This window comes from Streptomyces sp. NEAU-sy36 (genome assembly GCF_013423905.1).
Classification (GTDB): Bacteria; Actinomycetota; Actinomycetes; order Streptomycetales; family Streptomycetaceae; genus Streptomyces; species Streptomyces misionensis.
The window spans coordinates 8,024,890-8,039,804 of sequence record NZ_CP058977.1; the positions used below are offsets into that span (position 1 = coordinate 8,024,890).

Sequence of the window (14,915 nt, forward strand, 5' to 3'; positions counted from 1 at the left end):
TCAGGGACTGACGAGTTCGGACAGGTCGTGGCCCAGGAGGTCCCGGATACGGGCGAGCGCGCGCATGCTCTGGTTGCGTACCGCGCCCGGTCGGACGTGCAGGATCTCGGCGGTCTGCTCGACGCTGCGGTCCTCCCAGTAGCGCAGGAGCAGCACGGCCCGGTCCCGGGCGGAGAGCCGGCCGAGGGCGTCGAGCAACGTGATCCGCAGTGTGGCGTCGTACTCGGTGACGGCACCGGGGTCCGGCAGGGTGTCGGTGGGCCGCTCGGAACTGCTGCGCCGGCGGCGGTGGGACAGGTACGTCCGCACAAGGACGGTGTGGGTGTAGGCCGCTGGGTCGTCTATCTCCGCGATCCTGCGCCAGTTGGCGTACATCCGGCCCAGCGTGTCCTGCACCAGGTCCTCCGCGAGGTGCACATCACCGCTGGTGAGCACGCAAGCGGAGCGGAACAGAGGTGCGGACCGCGCGGCGGCGAACACCCTGAATTCCTCTTCGTACCGGCGCTTCATCCGAGATCCTGTTCGTCGTCCACACTCTGTAGACGCCGCGGCCGCGGGGTTGCGTCCCACCCGGAGAAGGAGAACCTCGGCCGGCGCAGGCGGAACCTTCGGCGCCACTGGGGCGGGGACTCGTCCCTGCGCTCCGTACGTCCGGTGACCGCCCTCAGTAGTAGTCCTCCCGACGTCGCATGCGCCCCGTGGGCTCGATCTCGTCGTGGCGGAAGGTGTGGACCTCTTCGTCGCCGTCGAGCAGCACGGCGTAGGCAGGCGGAGTCGCCTCGTCGCCTGGCTCGGTGATGCCGAGGATGCCTCCGAGCCTGCCCTTGAGTCCGGGCAGGCCGGCGGCCTGGCGCACGCGTACCTCTCCGTAGAAGGGGAGGGCGGTGGCCGTCCGGGTTCCGTTCCCTCCCCGACGCCCCAGGTCGTGCCACTCGTGTGTGCAGCCCGCCGCGCAGTACAACGCTCGTCTGCGTGTGTCCGCGATGGTGAGGAGGGCGACGAGGAGGCGGAAGGACCCGGTGAGTTCGTGGGCCGGGAGGGAATCCATGCCGAAGCGCCACTTCGTGAGCATGACCGCCGGGGTGTGCGTGGGGCGGATGCCGGAGCGCGTGATGCTCTCCGGTACGTCGTCCTGGCGGGCGCGGGCCTGGGCGCAGAAGAGGGCCAGGGAGCGCAGGACTCGGCGCCGGTCGTCCTCCGGGAGGCTCTCGAACCACTCGATGCCCTCGGCCGTCGGTCTGAGGCCCTGGGCGAGTTCGTTGACGATCACTTCGTGTGCGTACAACACCGCGGCCCCCTTGGTCCGGGCCGAGTGTACGCAGCGTGGGGAACGGGCGGGGCGCACGGTGGAGGCCGAGGGAGTGCGCCCCGCCCGGGTCGGGGACGGGGGTGGTCAGCGTGTCGGGCGGCGGTGGTGGGCGGCGCGGGTGTGGGCCGCGGCCAGGGCGACGAAGAGGGCCAGGATCGCCGCGGGGGTGGTGATCGTGGTGAACCAGGCCGTCGGGGTGTCGGGGCCCTCGGCCAGTCCGAGGGCTCCGGTGATCGCGGCCGTGGTCAGGCCGGTGGTGATGAGGACGGCCACGACGTGGCGGGTGCGGTCGGGGGCCGGCGGGGGCTGGGAGGGGGACAGCTCCGTCCAGTGGCGGGCGGCTTCGACGGTCTCCCGGTGGTGGCGCAGGGCCGCGCACACGCGCAGGGCCGTGGCCGCCAGGGTGCCCGTCGCGGCCGCCGTCAGCGGGGGGCGCCAGCCGTCGGCCGCGAGGAGGAGACCGGCGACGGTGGCGGCCGTCGCCCAGGCCGCCACGCAGGACGCGGCCCTGACGCGGCGGGACAGGGGGCGGTCCGCGCCGGCCCGGAGGTCGGCGAGGGCCGGGAGGTACCAGACGCAGCCGGAGGCGGTCACCGCCGCGGTCGCAAGGGCCAGTACGGGGTGCGGCATCACCGGCTCGCCGCCTCTGCGTCGAGGGCCACGATGTCCGGGTGGTGCAGGTCGAACGCCGGGGATTCGCTGCGGATGCGGGGCAGGGTGGTGAAGTTGTGCCGCGGGGGCGGGCAGGAGGTCGCCCACTCCAGCGAACGGCCATAGCCCCACGGGTCGTCCACGCCCACCGGCTCGCCGTACTTCGCGGTCTTCCAGACGTTGTAGAAGAACGGGAGCAGGGAGAGGCCGAGGAGGAACGAGCCGATCGTGGACACGGTGTTGAGGGCGGTGAAGCCGTCGGTGGCCAGGTAGTCGGCGTACCGGCGCGGCATGCCCTCGGCGCCCAGCCAGTGCTGCACCAGGAAGGTGAGGTGGAAGCCGACCGTCAGCGTCCAGAAGGTGATCTTGCCGAGGCGTTCGTCCAGCATCTTGCCGGTGAACTTGGGCCACCAGAAGTGGAATCCGGCGAACATCGCGTACACGACCGTACCGAAGATCGTGTAGTGGAAGTGGGCGACCACGAAGTAGGAGTCGGACACGTGGAAGTCCATCGGCGGGGAGGCGAGGATCACTCCGGTCAGACCGCCGAAGACGAAGGTGATGAGGAAGCCGGTGGTCCAGAGCATCGGGGTCTCGAAGCTCAGGGAGCCCTTCCACATGGTGCCGATCCAGTTGAAGAACTTCACCCCGGTCGGTACCGCGATCAGGAAGGTCATGAAGGAGAAGAAGGGGAGCAGCACGCCGCCGGTGACGTACATGTGGTGCGCCCAGACGGTGACCGACAGGCCGGCGATGGCGATGGTCGCGCCGATCAGGCCCATGTAGCCGAACATCGGCTTGCGGGAGAAGACCGGGACGACCTCGGAGACGATGCCGAAGAACGGCAACGCCAGGATGTAGACCTCCGGATGGCCGAAGAACCAGAAGAGGTGCTGCCACAGCAGCGCGCCGCCGTTGGCCGCGTCGAAGATGTGGCTGCCGAACTTGCGGTCGCACTCCAGGGCGAACAGGGCCGCGGCCAGCACCGGGAAGACGATCAGGACCAGGACGGCGGTCAGCAGCACGTTCCAGGTGAAGATCGGCATGCGGAACATGGTCATGCCGGGGGCGCGCATGCAGATGATCGTGGTGATGAAGTTGACCGCGCCGGCGATCGAGCCGAAGCCGGACAGGGCCACGCCCATGATCCACAGGTCGGAGCCGAGTCCCGGCGAGTGCACGGCGTCGGACAGCGGGGCGTACAGGAACCATCCGAAGTCGGCGGCGCCGTCGGGCGTCAGGAAGCCGCCTGCCGCGATCAGCGAGCCGAACAGGAACAGCCAGAAGGCGAGCATGTTCAGCCGTGGGAACGCGACGTCCGGCGCGCCTATTTGAAGCGGCATGATCCAGTTCGCGAAGCCGGTGAACAGCGGCATCGCGAACAGCAGCAGCATGATCGAGCCGTGCATGGTGAAGGCCTGGTTGAACTGCTCGTTCGACATGATCTGCAGTCCGGGCCGGGCCAGCTCGGCGCGCATCAGCAGCGCCAGCACGCCTCCGATCAGGAAGAACGCGAACGACGAGACCAGGTACAGTGTCCCGATCTGCTTGTGGTCCGTGGTCGTCAGCCACTGCGTCCCCGCGGGCCGCGCGCGTCGTACGGCCGGCTGCCGCCCGGCCGTGATGACCCCGGCGTCCGGCCGTGCGGTCATCACCTTGTGTGTCTGTACCTCGTCCACCGGATGGCGTCCCTCCAGCTGTTCATGTCGTGAGGAGCCGGGAAGCGCCACGCGTGCGGGTCGTGGACCCGGCGCTTCCCGGCCCGCCACATGATCGGCCGGGGGACACCCCTCGCCGATAGGGCCCAACAGGCCCGCCTCCGGCCGCCGGTAGGGCCGGGCGGCCCTTCTTGCCGCGTTCCCCGGTCAGTGGCGCCGGTAGAGGGGCGGCGGCCCGGGGACCGCCCGGTGCTCGGGTACGACCGCGAGGTCCAGGCCGCGGTCCAGGCGGACGCGCAGCAGCGGGTCCGCGGCCAGGTCGGCGGCCAGGTCGCGCACGGCTTCGCGCAACTGGTGAGCGAGTGAGGGGAGTTGGTCGTCCGTGCCGGACGAGGCCGGTACGACGACGAGCCGGGCGTCGGTGTCGTCGCCCGCGGCGGGCAGCAGATGGGCGCGGCGCACGACCGGGTGGCGGGCCAGGACCGTCCGCAGGGCGTCGGCGATCTCGGGGTCGCGCGACGGGGGCAGATGGGGCCGGCGCTCGGCGACCGCGCGCAGGGCGGCGCCCGCCAGCTCGTAGCAGACCGGTCCGCCGACGTCGATCAGCAGGGTCTGCGCCCCGGAGTGCCACGCCGCCTCGACCGCCTTGCAGGCCGGGACCGGGGCGGGCCGCGCGTCGGGGCGCCAACGGCCCAGCGCCGCGAGGCTGGTGAAGGCGGGCAGGCCCCGGCGGCCGTCGGGCAGGCGCAGGGTGGCGACCGCCATGTCGCTCGTCTTCTCGCCCTTGCGGCCGTCCGGGCCGGTCTCCGTCTCGCCCAGCACGGCGATGACCGGCACCAGCAGGCGGGCGTCGGCCAGCAGCGCGAGCAGTTCGGTCTCCGTCGCCTCGCGGGGGTCCTCGGACCACGCGGCGAGCGCGGCGGCCAGTCGTGGCTCGGGTGAGCCGTCGTCGCCCGCGAAGCCCGGGTCGGGGATGTTCTTGAGCTCCATTGCGCGACGCTAACCGGGCGAACGCGGGGGCGGGCAGGGCCGGTCGGCGGGGCCGTTCAGCCCCGGCGGACGGCACCGCCGAACGCCGCCGCGCCCAGGCGCGCCCGGCGGCGGGACGGCCGGCGGCCGAGCAGCCGGTGGCGGGGCGACCGACGGCGGAGTAGCCGAACAGCCGACGGCAGGGCGCCCGGCAGCCGAGCAGCCGAGCAGCCGACGACAGAACGCCCGGCAGCCGAGCAGCCGGCAGCGGGCGGCCGACGGCGAACCGGCCGACAGCGGGGCTGGGCTCAGAGCAGCGACCGCCAGTAGTCCCACCAGCGGGTGGCGATCAGCATCACGATGGCCAGGTACCAGGTGAGCGGCACCGCCCAGTGGAACTCCAGGACGCCCGCCACCACGGCGCGCGGGGCGCGGATGACGCCGTGGGTCAGGTTGTGCGCGGTGGTGTACCAGAACATGGCGATGGTGGCGGCCCAGGCCAGGCAGCACCACAGGCACAGGGCGCCGATCTCGTAGAGCGCCTGGCTCATCAGCCACATGCAGAAGCCCGCGCCGAACAACGTGCCGGCGTTCAGGCCGAGCCAGAACCAGCGCCGGAAGCGGGCGCCGGCCAGCAGTGCGCAGCCGACGGCGACCACGACGGGGTAGGCGGCGAGGCCGAGGAGAGGGTTGGGGAAGCCGAACACGGACGCCTGGTCGCTGCGCATCACGTCGGCGCACGACAGCACGGGGCTGAGGTTGCAGGAGGGACTGAAGTCCGGGTCCTGGACCAGCTGGATCTTGTCGACCGTGATCACGTAGGAGGCGAGGACGCCCAGCGCTCCCGTGATGATCAGCAGCCAGGCGAAGGCACGGGAGGCGGTGGCCGCGGGGGCCGGGGCGTCCGGCGGGCTGCTCCGGCGGTCCCGCTGCCGGGGGGTGGCGCCGGTGGTCGGGTCACTGGTCATCGGGCTGTTCCGCCTTGCCGGTGGAGGTCAGGGGGCCGCCGGACCAGTGAAGTCAGGGCATGCGGGGCGGGCTAGGGCCGAACGGCCCGCGCGGGTGCGCGAAAGGCCCCCGGGCCGATGGCCGGGCAGGCACCCGGACGGGGTCCGCGGCGGCGACAGCGCCGACGACCGGACGGCGCCCGGCCGAGCGCACGAGGTGACCGGCCGCCGCCGACGCCCGGGCCGGCGGCGGAGTCGGCCCGGTGCGGCGGTCACGCCAGCGACAGGAACAACCGCTCCATCCGCGCCCGCATCGCCTCCGCGTCCTCGCCGTTCTTGCGGCCCGACTCGATGTCGGCCACGCACTGCTGGAGCCCGGTGGCGATGATCGCGAACCCGGCGCGGTCCAGCGCCCGCGAGGCGGCGGCGAGCTGGGTGACCACGTCCTCGCAGTCCCGCCCCTCCTCGATCATCCGGATCACGCCGGAGATCTGCCCCTGCGCCCGCCGCAGCCGGTTCAGCACGGCCTTCAGGGACGCGCCCTCGAGATCCAGTTCCACGCTCACTCCTCAAGAAATACCCCTAGGGGTAACTGTACGTCCCGGTTCGGGGCGAAGGCGAGCGCCGGTGACCGCCGTGAAGGAGAAGTTCTAGGCTTCCCTGTGTGAACTTCTGGTCGATCTATCAGCATGGCTTCGCGCGCGTCGCCGCGTGCACGGGCCACACCGTCATCGCCGACCCTGGCGCCAACGCCGAAGCGGTCCTGCGCCAGGCGCGCCGGTGCGCCGAGGAGGGCGTCGCCGTCGCCGTCTTCCCCGAGATGGTGCTGTGCGGCTACTCCATCGAGGACCTGCTGCTCCAGGACCCGCTCCTGGACGCGGTCGAGGCGGCCCTGCGGGAGGTGGTCGCCGGTTCCGCGGACCTGCTGCCGGTGCTGGTCGTCGGCGCCCCGCTGCGCCACCGCAACCGGGTCTACAACTGCGCGGTCGTGGTGCACCGCGGCCGGATCCTCGGCGTGGCCCCCAAGTCGTACCCGCCGAACTACCGGGAGTTCTACGAGCGCCGCCAGATCGCCGCGGGCGACGACGAGCGCGGCGGCACCATCCGGATCGACGGCGCGGACGTGCCGTTCGGCGTGGATCTGCTGTTCACCGCGGAGGACGTGCCCGGTCTGGTGCTGCACGCGGAGATCTGCGAGGACATGTGGGTGCCGGTGCCGCCGAGCGCGGAGGCGGCCCTGGCCGGGGCGACGGTGCTCGCCAACCTGTCCGGCAGCCCGATCACCGTCGGCCGCGCCGAGGACCGCAAGCTGCTGTGCCGCTCCGCGTCCTCCCGCTGCCTCGCCGCCTACGTCTACGCGGCGGCCGGTCTGGGCGAGTCGACCACGGACCTGTCCTGGGACGGGCAGACCATGATCTACGAGAACGGGGTGCTGCTGGCCGAGTCCGACCGCTTCCCGCTCGGCGACCAGTTCGCGACGGCCGACGTCGATCTGGACCTGTTGCAGCAGGAGCGCCGGCGCATGGGCAGCTTCGACGACAACCGCCGTACCCACGCGGCCCGCACCGCCGACTTCCGCACGGTCTCCTTCCGGCTGGACCCGCCGGTCGGCGCCGACCTGGGGCTGCGCCGCCGCGTCGAGCGGTTCCCGTTCGTGCCCGCCGACCCCGACCGGCTCGCCCTGGACTGCTACGAGGCCTACAACATCCAGGTCGAGGGCCTCCAGCAGCGGCTCGCGGCGATCGGCGGCCCCAAGGTGGTCATCGGCGTCTCGGGCGGCCTGGACTCCACCCACGCGCTGATCGTCGCCGCCCGCGCGATGGACCGGGCGGGCCGGCCGCGCAGCGACATCCTCGCCTTCACCCTGCCCGGCTTCGCCACCAGCGACCACACCAAGGACAACGCGCACCGGCTGATGCGGGCGCTCGGGGTCACCGCGGCGGAGCTGGACATCACGCCGACCGCGCGGCTGATGCTTCAGGAGATGGGCCACCCGTTCGCCGCCGGGGAGCCGGTGTACGACGTCACGTTCGAGAACGTCCAGGCGGGTCTGCGCACCGACTACCTGTTCCGGCTGGCCAACCAGCGCGGCGGCATCGTGCTGGGCACCGGCGACCTCTCCGAGCTGGCGCTGGGCTGGTCGACGTACGGCGTCGGCGACCAGATGAGCCACTACAACGTGAACTCCGGCGTGCCCAAGACGCTGATCCAGCACCTGATCCGCTGGGTGATCGGCAGCGGCCAGTTCGACGAGGAGACCGGCGCCATCCTGGCCGCGATCCTGGACACCGAGATCAGCCCGGAGCTGGTGCCGGGCGAGGAGATGCAGTCCACCGAGTCGAAGATCGGCCCGTACGCGCTGCACGACTTCACCCTCTTCCACGTGCTGCGCTACGGCTTCCGCCCCTCGAAGATCGCCTTCCTGGCCTGGCACGCCTGGCACGACACCGCGTCCGGCGCCTTCCCGCCGGGCTTCCCGGAGGCCAAGCGGGTGGCGTACGACCTCACGGAGATCGTGCGCTGGCTGGAGGTCTTCTGCCGCCGCTTCTTCGCGTTCGCCCAGTTCAAGCGCTCGGCCATGCCGAACGGGCCCAAGGTCTCGGCCGGCGGCTCGCTCTCCCCGCGCGGCGACTGGCGGGCCCCGTCGGACGGCAACGCGCGGGTGTGGCTCGCGGATCTGGCGCGGTTCGACTTCGAGAAGGCGGCCGCGGAAGGACACTGACCGTCGATCGGCGGCCGGGGCGGCGGTGGAACCAGGCTTCCCGCTGAGGCAGTCTTTCCCTCCGTGGCGAGTGTTCCGTTTCAAGGGGGACCCGGCGCACCCCACATGGTGGTGTGCGGGGACGACGGGCTGGCGCACCGGCTGGCCGCCGAGTTGCGCGGGGTGTACGGCGAGCAGGTCACCCTGGTGGTGCCGCCGAGCGAGCGCACGGCGAGACCGCCGGTGGTCGGCCGGGCCCGGGCGGCGTCGGCGGCGCTGCTGGACCGGGTGGTCAGCGCGGCCGTCGGCGCGCGGGGCGGGGCGCCCACCGCCCCCGCCCCATCGGCGGCGGCCGGTGCGACGGTCGGCGAACCGGTGCTGGAGGCCGGTGAGTTGACCGAGGCGGTGCTCGCGGAGGCCGGGGTGGAACGGGCCGCCGCGCTCGCCCTCGTGCACGACGACGACGAGACCAACATCCGCGCCGCGCTGACCGCCCGCCGGCTCAATCCGAGGCTGCGGCTCGTACTGCGGCTGTACAACCGGCGGTTGGGCCAGCACATCGAGGAACTCCTCGACCAGGCGGCCGCGTTGGCGAGCGGCGGTGGCGGCGACGCGCGCCGGGAGGCGTCGACCACGGTGCTGTCCGACGCGGACACCGCCGCGCCGGCCCTGGCCGCGACCGCGCTCGCCGGCACCAGCAAGGTCGTCCAGACCGAGGGGCTGCTGCTGCGCGCGGTGGAACGGCCGCTGCCCGCCGACTCCGGGCTGCACACCCTGGCCCTGCTGTCGGTCAACGACCCCGCGGGGGTGGCCGGCGGGGACCAGGAGCCGCGGCTGCTGCCGGACGACGAGGAGGTGCGGGGGGCCGCCGGGCGGACGGCGATCGTGCTGGAACAGGTGTCGTCGGCGGGTGACCCCCGGTCGGCGGCGCCGGGCCGGGGGGCGGGGGTCATGCCGTCGCTCGCGTTCCTGTTCTCGCGGCGGCTGCGGTGGTCGCTGGCCGGTCTGGTGGGCTGTGTGCTCGCGCTGGCGATCGCCCTGTGGGCGGTGACCCGGATCCATCCGCTGCGGGCCTTCTACCTCACCCTGCTCGACATGTTCGCCATCGACGACCCGGCGCTCGGCGCCCCGCTCGGCCGGCAGCTGCTCCAACTGCTGTCCGCGCTGGTGGGGTTGCTGCTGCTGCCGGTACTGCTGGCCGCGGTGCTGGAGGCGCTGGGTACGTTCCGCACCGCCACCTCGCTGCGCAAGCCGCCGCGCGGGCTCGGCGGGCACGTGGTGCTGCTGGGGCTCGGCAAGATCGGGACGCGGGTGCTGACGCGGCTGCGGGAGCTGAACGTGCCCGTGGTGTGCGTCGAGTCCGACCCCGAGGCGCGGGGGCTCGCGACGGCACGGCGGCTGCGGGTGCCGGTGGTGCTCGGGGACGTCACCCAGGAGGGCGTGCTGGAGTCGGCGAAGATCCACCGGGCGCAGGCGCTGCTCGCGGTGACCAGCGCGGACACCACGAACCTGGAGGCGGCGCTGTACGCGCGCACGGTACGGCCGGATCTGCGGGTGGTGCTGCGGCTGTACGACGACGACTTCGCGACGGCGGTGTACCGGACCCTGCGGGCCGCGTATCCGCACGCGCTGACCCGGAGCCGGAGCGTCACGCACCTGGCGGCGCCGGCGTTCGCGGGGGCGATGCTCGGGCGGCAGGTGCTCGGCGCGGTCTCGGTGGAGCGGCAGGTGCTGCTGTTCGCCGCGGTCGACGTGGACGGGCATCCGATGCTGGAGGGGCGGACGGTGCGCGAGGCGTTCCGCGCGGGTTCCTGGCGGGTGCTGGCGCTGGCGGGCCGCACGGACACGCCCGACGACCATGTGCTGGCGAAGGGCGACCGGGTGGTTCTGGCCACCACCCGGACCGGTCTGGCCGCCCTGCGCTGACCCCGCGGGGCCCGGGCGGGCGGGGCCGCCCCCGTGTGATCCAGGTCGCGTGAGCCGCGCCATATGTACGTGTTCGCCCCGTTGTGACCGGGGCCCCGCGCCGCGCCGTACGGCCCATGTGACCCACTCCACCGCCAACCCCCGTGCAAACCGGGGCAGGACGTGAGCTTCGTCATCCCGCCGGGCCCCGACGGCTGTCCAACTGCGGTAGAGATTGCGGCATATGACAGCGGCCGGAACCGGAGCGACGCGGCTCACACCATTCCGTCGGGGTGGCACCACCCGCTATGGTCACCCGTCGGTGGGTCGAGACCCCTCGACACCGCCGTGCCCTCGGGGGGAGGGAAGGAACCCAGGACGATGCCCGTACCCGTACCGCGGCAGAGAGCGATCCCGGCCGTGGAGAGTGGTCAGGCGCAGGCCGCCGGCGCCCTCGGCGCCCCCCTCAAGGAAGAGGCCCACCGCGACGCCGCGCCCGCCGGCGGCACCACTCTCACCCTGCTGCTGATCGAGGACGACCCGGTCGGCTCGCCGATCGTGCCCGAACTGCTGGACTCCTCCGGCAAGCCGATCCGCGTGCGCACCGCCCGCAACCTCACCGAGGCCGAGCGGCTGCTCACCGACGACGTCCACTGCATCCTGCTGGACCTGGCGCTGCCCGCGCCGGGCGGCAAGGAGACCGACGACGAGCTGGCCGTGCTCCGGCACGTCCTCCAGCTCGCGCCCCGGCACGCCGTGCTCGCCCTGACCGGCTCCGGCGACGCCGAGCGCGGCGCCGAGGCGGTACGCGTCGGCGCGCAGGACTACCTCTTCCGGGACGAGCTGGACGGCCGGCTGCTCAGCCGCGCCATCCGGTACGCGGTGGAGCGCAAGCGGTCCGACACCGCCGAGCGGCGGCTCACCGAGAGCAGGCTGCGGGCGCAGGAGAACCGGCGCCTGGAGCGCGGGCTGCTGCCCACGCCGCTCCTCGACGGCTCCGCGCTGCGGTTCGCGGCCCGCTACCGCCCCGGCCGCTCCCGGGCGCTGCTCGGCGGCGACTTCTACGACGCCGTCCGCACCCCCGACGGCACGGTGCACGCCATGATCGGCGACGTCTGCGGGCACGGCCCGGACGAGGCCGCGCTCGGCGTGGAGCTGCGCATCGCCTGGCGGGCGCTGACCCTGGCCGGGCTGTGCGGGGACGAGCTGCTGGGCACGCTGCAGGAGGTGCTGGAGCACGAGCGCGCGGACGAGGAGATCTTCGCGACGCTGTGCACGGTGGACATCGCGCCCGACGGCCGGCACGCGGGCCTGTGCCTGGCCGGCCACCCGGCGCCCCTGCTGGCCCGCCCGGGCCGCCCCGCGGAGCTGCTGCCCTACGACGACAACGGCCCCGCCCTCGGCCTGCTGCCCGGCGTCCACTGGTCACGCACGCAGGTGGAGCTGGGCACGCGGTGGAGCCTGATGCTGTACACCGACGGCCTGATCGAGGGCCGGATCGGGACCGGCGGGGAACGGCTCGGCCAGGACGGGATGGTGGAGATGATCCGCCGCCAGCTCTCCGAGGGGCTGAGCGGGGAGGAACTGCTGCGGGCCGCCGTACAGGAGGTGCGCCACCTCAACGGCGGTGAGCTGACGGACGACGTGGCCGTGGTGTTGCTGGACCGGACGGAGTAGACCGGCCGGGAGGGGTCAGCGGCCGCCGTTGTAGGGGCCGTACGGGCCGTCGCTGCTGCTGCCGCGGCGGCGGCCGAAGCCGTTGCCGCCGGTGACGTGCCGCAGGGCGGGGCGGACGTCCACGATGTACACGATGCTCGCCACCGCGCCGGCGATCGGCAGGATGGACAGGATCGAGAACAGGATGCTGACGACCAGGGCGATGCCCAGGATGATCAGCCAGAAGACCTTGTTCTGCTTGTCGGCCGCGCGGAAGGCGTCCTCGCGGCGCACGGCGGCGTCGACGAGCGCGAACGCGGCCAGGGCCATGAGGACGATCTTCAGGATTCCCATGAATCCGCTGAAGCCCAACATCAGCATGCTTCCCACCGCCCGTGATCTCCCTCTCGGTCCCTACGCCGCCACCGTACCCATAGAACGGGCCGGACACCCCAAAGGTGCCCGGCCCGTGTGCGTCCGACGCCCCGCGGTCACTTGGCCGGCGGGGTGGTCTTCTTCGCGGGGACGGTCTTGCGGGCGGCCTGGGCCTTCTTCGCGGCGGTCTTCTTCTCCGCGGCGGACTCCGGCGTGACGATCCTGGTCGGGGCGGGCTTGGCGGGCTCGTCCCCGACGTCGACCGGCTCGGGCTTGCCCTCGACCGCGATGGCCAGTTCCTCGATCTCCTCGGCGGCCTCGCCGCGCCAGCCCTTCACGGCCTGCTCGCCGTGCTCGGCGACCTTCTCGTAGGTCTCCCGGGCCTTGACGGCGTACTCGGCGGCGACGCCCACACCGCGCAGGGCGAGGTCCTGGGCCTGCTCGCCGAGCTTCTTCAGGTCGACGTCGAGGCCGCCGAACAGCTCGGTGACCTTGGTCTGGAGGGTCTCCTGCGCCTCCTTGGCCCGGGCGGCGGCCTTCTCCTGCACGGACTTGGGGTCGGTGTTGCGCACCTTGTCGATCCGGGCGGGGGCCTCGGCGCGCAGCTGCTCGACCAGGGCGGGCACCTTCTTGGCCTGCTGGAGGGCGAGGTCGGCGGTGCCGGCGGCGAAGTAGAGCGGGGTCGGGTCGCTGAGGGTCTTGCGCAGGTCGTCGGTGATGGCCATGGTGATGGTCCTCCCGGATTCGCGTTCGGCTGAGGTTGTCTGGTTCGTGGTGGACGCCCGGTGCCCTGGTCCGGCGTCAGCCGGCCGTCCGCCGCGAACCGGCATCGTCGTCGCCGGTCTCCTCCTCCGTACCGTCCGGCGCCCGCGCGGGTTCGCCGATCCCGAATCCGTTCTCTTTCCGGAAGGACTCGTAGATCTGGAGCAGCACCTGCTTCTGCCGCTCGTTGAGCGAGGGATCGGCGAGGATGACGGCACGCGTCTCCACTTCATCCCGGTCCCGCTCGGCGTCGAGGATGCCGGCGCGCACGTACAGCGTCTCGGCGGAGATCCGCAGCGCCTTGGCGACCTGCTGCAACACCTCCGCGCTCGGCTTGCGCAGCCCGCGCTCGATCTGGCTCAGGTACGGATTGGACACCCCGGCGGCATCGGCGAGCTGCCGCAACGACAGCTGCGCGTTTCGCCGCTGCTCGCGCAGGTACTCACCGAGATTGCCGACGTTCAGCGATGCCATGCCTCCACCATGCCCCGCCCCGCTAACAATTGCAAGCACCCGCTTGCAAAAGTGTGCCGGGGGCGGGGGGGGAGGCGGGGCAACACGGACGGAACCCGGCTGTCCGTTCCCGGTCTATGTGCGGTTTCCCGCCGGGTCTGCACTCTGAAGTGAAAGGGCCCCGGGCGACCTGCACAGCGAGCTGCCTACCGGCCCGCGAGGAGGATCGGACCGGATTTTCGCGGCAGAGGGCTGAGGGACGTGTTCGGTGCAGGCGTCCGTGCGTTCGCCTAACGGTGGTTTTCGGAAGGGACTGCGGCGGTGCCGTACTGTCCCGTGAGGCCGTGGCGAGCTGTTGGTGCTGGTGCTCTCGCGCTTGGCAGTCAGGATGGCTGGACTTGGTCGAAGAGGGCGAGGGCTTCGGCGGGGTCCGGGCTCACGAGGCGTTCCAGACCGGCCGTTGTGATCTTCGCCCACCTGGCGGCCCGCGCCCACATCCGTTCCTCGAAGGCGCGGACGGCATCGTCCAGACCTCCGGGGTCGGCGGTGGCGATGGACTCGGCGAGTTCGGCGCCTTCCAGCATCGCGAGGTTCGCGCCCGCCCCCAACGGGGGCATCAGGTGTGCGGCGTCGCCCAGTAGCGTCACCCCGGGGACGTGGGTCCAGGTGTGGGACACGGGCAGGACGTAGAGGGGTCGGTGGACGAAAGCGGTGCCGTGGCGGAGGAGGTCGATGACGGGAACGGCCCAGCCGTCGAACAGCGCCAGCAGGCTCGATCGCACGGCCTCGACGTCGGCCAGGTCCAGGTTCGTGTGCCAGTCCAGTGGCGCGCGGAACTGGGCGTGCACCTTGACGTGGCCGCCGCTGTTGCGCTGGGCGACGAGGCTTCGGTTCACGCCGTACACAGCGACGGAACCGTCGCCGATCAGCCGGGCGACGTCAGGGTGGCGGATGTCGACGTCGTCGAGGGAGGTCTCGATCGAGGTGACGCCGGTGTAGTGCGGCGTCACCGACGAGACTGCCGGACGGACCCGGGACCAGGCGCCGTCCGCGCCGACCACGAGGTCGAACGTCTCCTGTCGCCCGTCCGTGAAGTGGACCAGTACGCCGTCCCGGGTTCCCGGCACCACCTGCGTCACGCCCCGCCCCCACTGGACGTCGAGTGGGCCGAGCAGCAGGTCACGGAGTTGCCCACGGTCGATCTCGGGATTGGCCTGTTCATCCGGGCGGGGTCGCCAGTCGCGCAGGACGGTCCCGTCCGTGTCCAGGATGCGCATGGCCTGCCCCTCGGGACGGGACAGCGCCTGGAACTCCGTCAGCAGCCCCGCCTTGCCCAGCGCGAGCTGGCCCAGCCCTTCATGCAGGTCCAGCGTGCCGCCCGGGGGACGGGCGTCGGGGGCGGGATCGCGTTCGAGGACGGCGACCGGGTGATCGTAACGGTGCAGGACACGGGCGAAGGTAAGGCCGGCAGGACCGCTGCCGACCACTGCGATGCGGCGTCTCATATCGATACACTGTATTGATTCCTT

General features: G+C 72.5%; 14 protein-coding genes. 3 read left to right on the forward strand and 11 right to left on the reverse strand.

Translation table 11 applies throughout. The annotated features are described in order from the left end of the window. The 7 genes from HZZ00_RS35280 to HZZ00_RS35310 form a co-directional block, all read right to left on the reverse strand. Positions 1–510 carry a SigE family RNA polymerase sigma factor gene (locus tag HZZ00_RS35280; RefSeq protein ID WP_180330101.1) on the reverse strand — a complete coding sequence of 170 codons (510 nt, stop codon included), beginning with the start codon at positions 508–510 and terminating at the stop codon, positions 1–3. Positions 511–664: 154 nt separating this feature from the next. Continuing rightward, entirely contained in the window at positions 665–1,285 is a 621-nt protein-coding gene (locus HZZ00_RS38940) for a DUF5958 family protein (RefSeq protein WP_257585540.1), read from the reverse strand. 108 nt (positions 1,286–1,393) lie between these two features. Continuing rightward, positions 1,394–1,939, reverse strand: coding sequence for a hypothetical protein (locus tag HZZ00_RS35290; RefSeq protein WP_180330102.1), 546 nt, complete (start codon positions 1,937–1,939; stop codon positions 1,394–1,396). After that, positions 1,939–3,612, reverse strand: coding sequence for a cytochrome c oxidase subunit I (ctaD, locus tag HZZ00_RS35295; RefSeq protein WP_257585543.1), 1,674 nt, complete (start codon positions 3,610–3,612; stop codon positions 1,939–1,941). The genes HZZ00_RS35290 and ctaD overlap by 1 nt, the downstream gene beginning before the upstream one ends. A 213-nt stretch (positions 3,613–3,825) precedes the next feature. Next, positions 3,826–4,608 carry an SseB family protein gene (locus HZZ00_RS35300; RefSeq protein WP_180330103.1) on the reverse strand — a complete coding sequence of 261 codons (783 nt, stop codon included), beginning with the start codon at positions 4,606–4,608 and terminating at the stop codon, positions 3,826–3,828. A gap of 287 nt (positions 4,609–4,895) precedes the next feature. Beyond that, a complete protein-coding gene (locus HZZ00_RS35305; protein WP_180330104.1) occupies positions 4,896–5,555 on the reverse strand; it encodes a vitamin K epoxide reductase family protein in 660 nt (219 codons plus the stop codon). 251 nt (positions 5,556–5,806) lie between these two features. Beyond that, positions 5,807–6,094 carry a metal-sensitive transcriptional regulator gene (locus HZZ00_RS35310; protein WP_070022079.1) on the reverse strand — a complete coding sequence of 96 codons (288 nt, stop codon included), beginning with the start codon at positions 6,092–6,094 and terminating at the stop codon, positions 5,807–5,809. A 104-nt stretch (positions 6,095–6,198) separates the two neighbouring features. On the opposite strand from HZZ00_RS35310, the gene HZZ00_RS35315 reads away from it, so the two are divergent. From HZZ00_RS35315 to HZZ00_RS35325, 3 genes are all read left to right on the forward strand, one after another. Then, the gene (locus HZZ00_RS35315) at positions 6,199–8,256 is read left to right on the forward strand and encodes an NAD(+) synthase (RefSeq protein ID WP_180330105.1); all 2,058 of its coding nucleotides are present in this window, start codon (positions 6,199–6,201) and stop codon (positions 8,254–8,256) included. Positions 8,257–8,361: 105 nt separating this feature from the next. Beyond that, the gene (locus HZZ00_RS35320; RefSeq protein ID WP_180330106.1) at positions 8,362–10,161 is read left to right on the forward strand and encodes an NAD-binding protein; all 1,800 of its coding nucleotides are present in this window, start codon (positions 8,362–8,364) and stop codon (positions 10,159–10,161) included. Between the two features lie 360 nt (positions 10,162–10,521). Then, positions 10,522–11,817 carry a PP2C family protein-serine/threonine phosphatase gene (locus HZZ00_RS35325; protein ID WP_180330107.1) on the forward strand — a complete coding sequence of 432 codons (1,296 nt, stop codon included), beginning with the start codon at positions 10,522–10,524 and terminating at the stop codon, positions 11,815–11,817. Positions 11,818–11,832: 15 nt separating this feature from the next. Here the strand turns inward: HZZ00_RS35325 and HZZ00_RS35330 are convergent, their stop codons facing one another. The 4 genes from HZZ00_RS35330 to HZZ00_RS35345 all read right to left on the reverse strand — a co-directional run bounded on the left by HZZ00_RS35330 (position 11,833) and on the right by HZZ00_RS35345 (position 14,891). Beyond that, on the reverse strand, positions 11,833–12,177 hold the full coding sequence (locus HZZ00_RS35330) for a DUF2516 family protein (RefSeq protein WP_177330071.1): 345 nt from the start codon (positions 12,175–12,177) through the stop codon (positions 11,833–11,835). A 110-nt stretch (positions 12,178–12,287) separates the two neighbouring features. Continuing rightward, positions 12,288–12,896 (reverse strand): hypothetical protein, encoded by a 609-nt coding sequence (locus tag HZZ00_RS35335; protein WP_180330108.1) that lies wholly within the window; start codon positions 12,894–12,896, stop codon positions 12,288–12,290. Between the two features lie 76 nt (positions 12,897–12,972). Then, entirely contained in the window at positions 12,973–13,407 is a 435-nt protein-coding gene (locus HZZ00_RS35340; protein ID WP_180330109.1) for a helix-turn-helix domain-containing protein, read from the reverse strand. A gap of 362 nt (positions 13,408–13,769) precedes the next feature. Then, on the reverse strand, positions 13,770–14,891 hold the full coding sequence (locus tag HZZ00_RS35345; protein WP_180330110.1) for an NAD(P)/FAD-dependent oxidoreductase: 1,122 nt from the start codon (positions 14,889–14,891) through the stop codon (positions 13,770–13,772). Positions 14,892–14,915 lie beyond the last annotated feature (24 nt).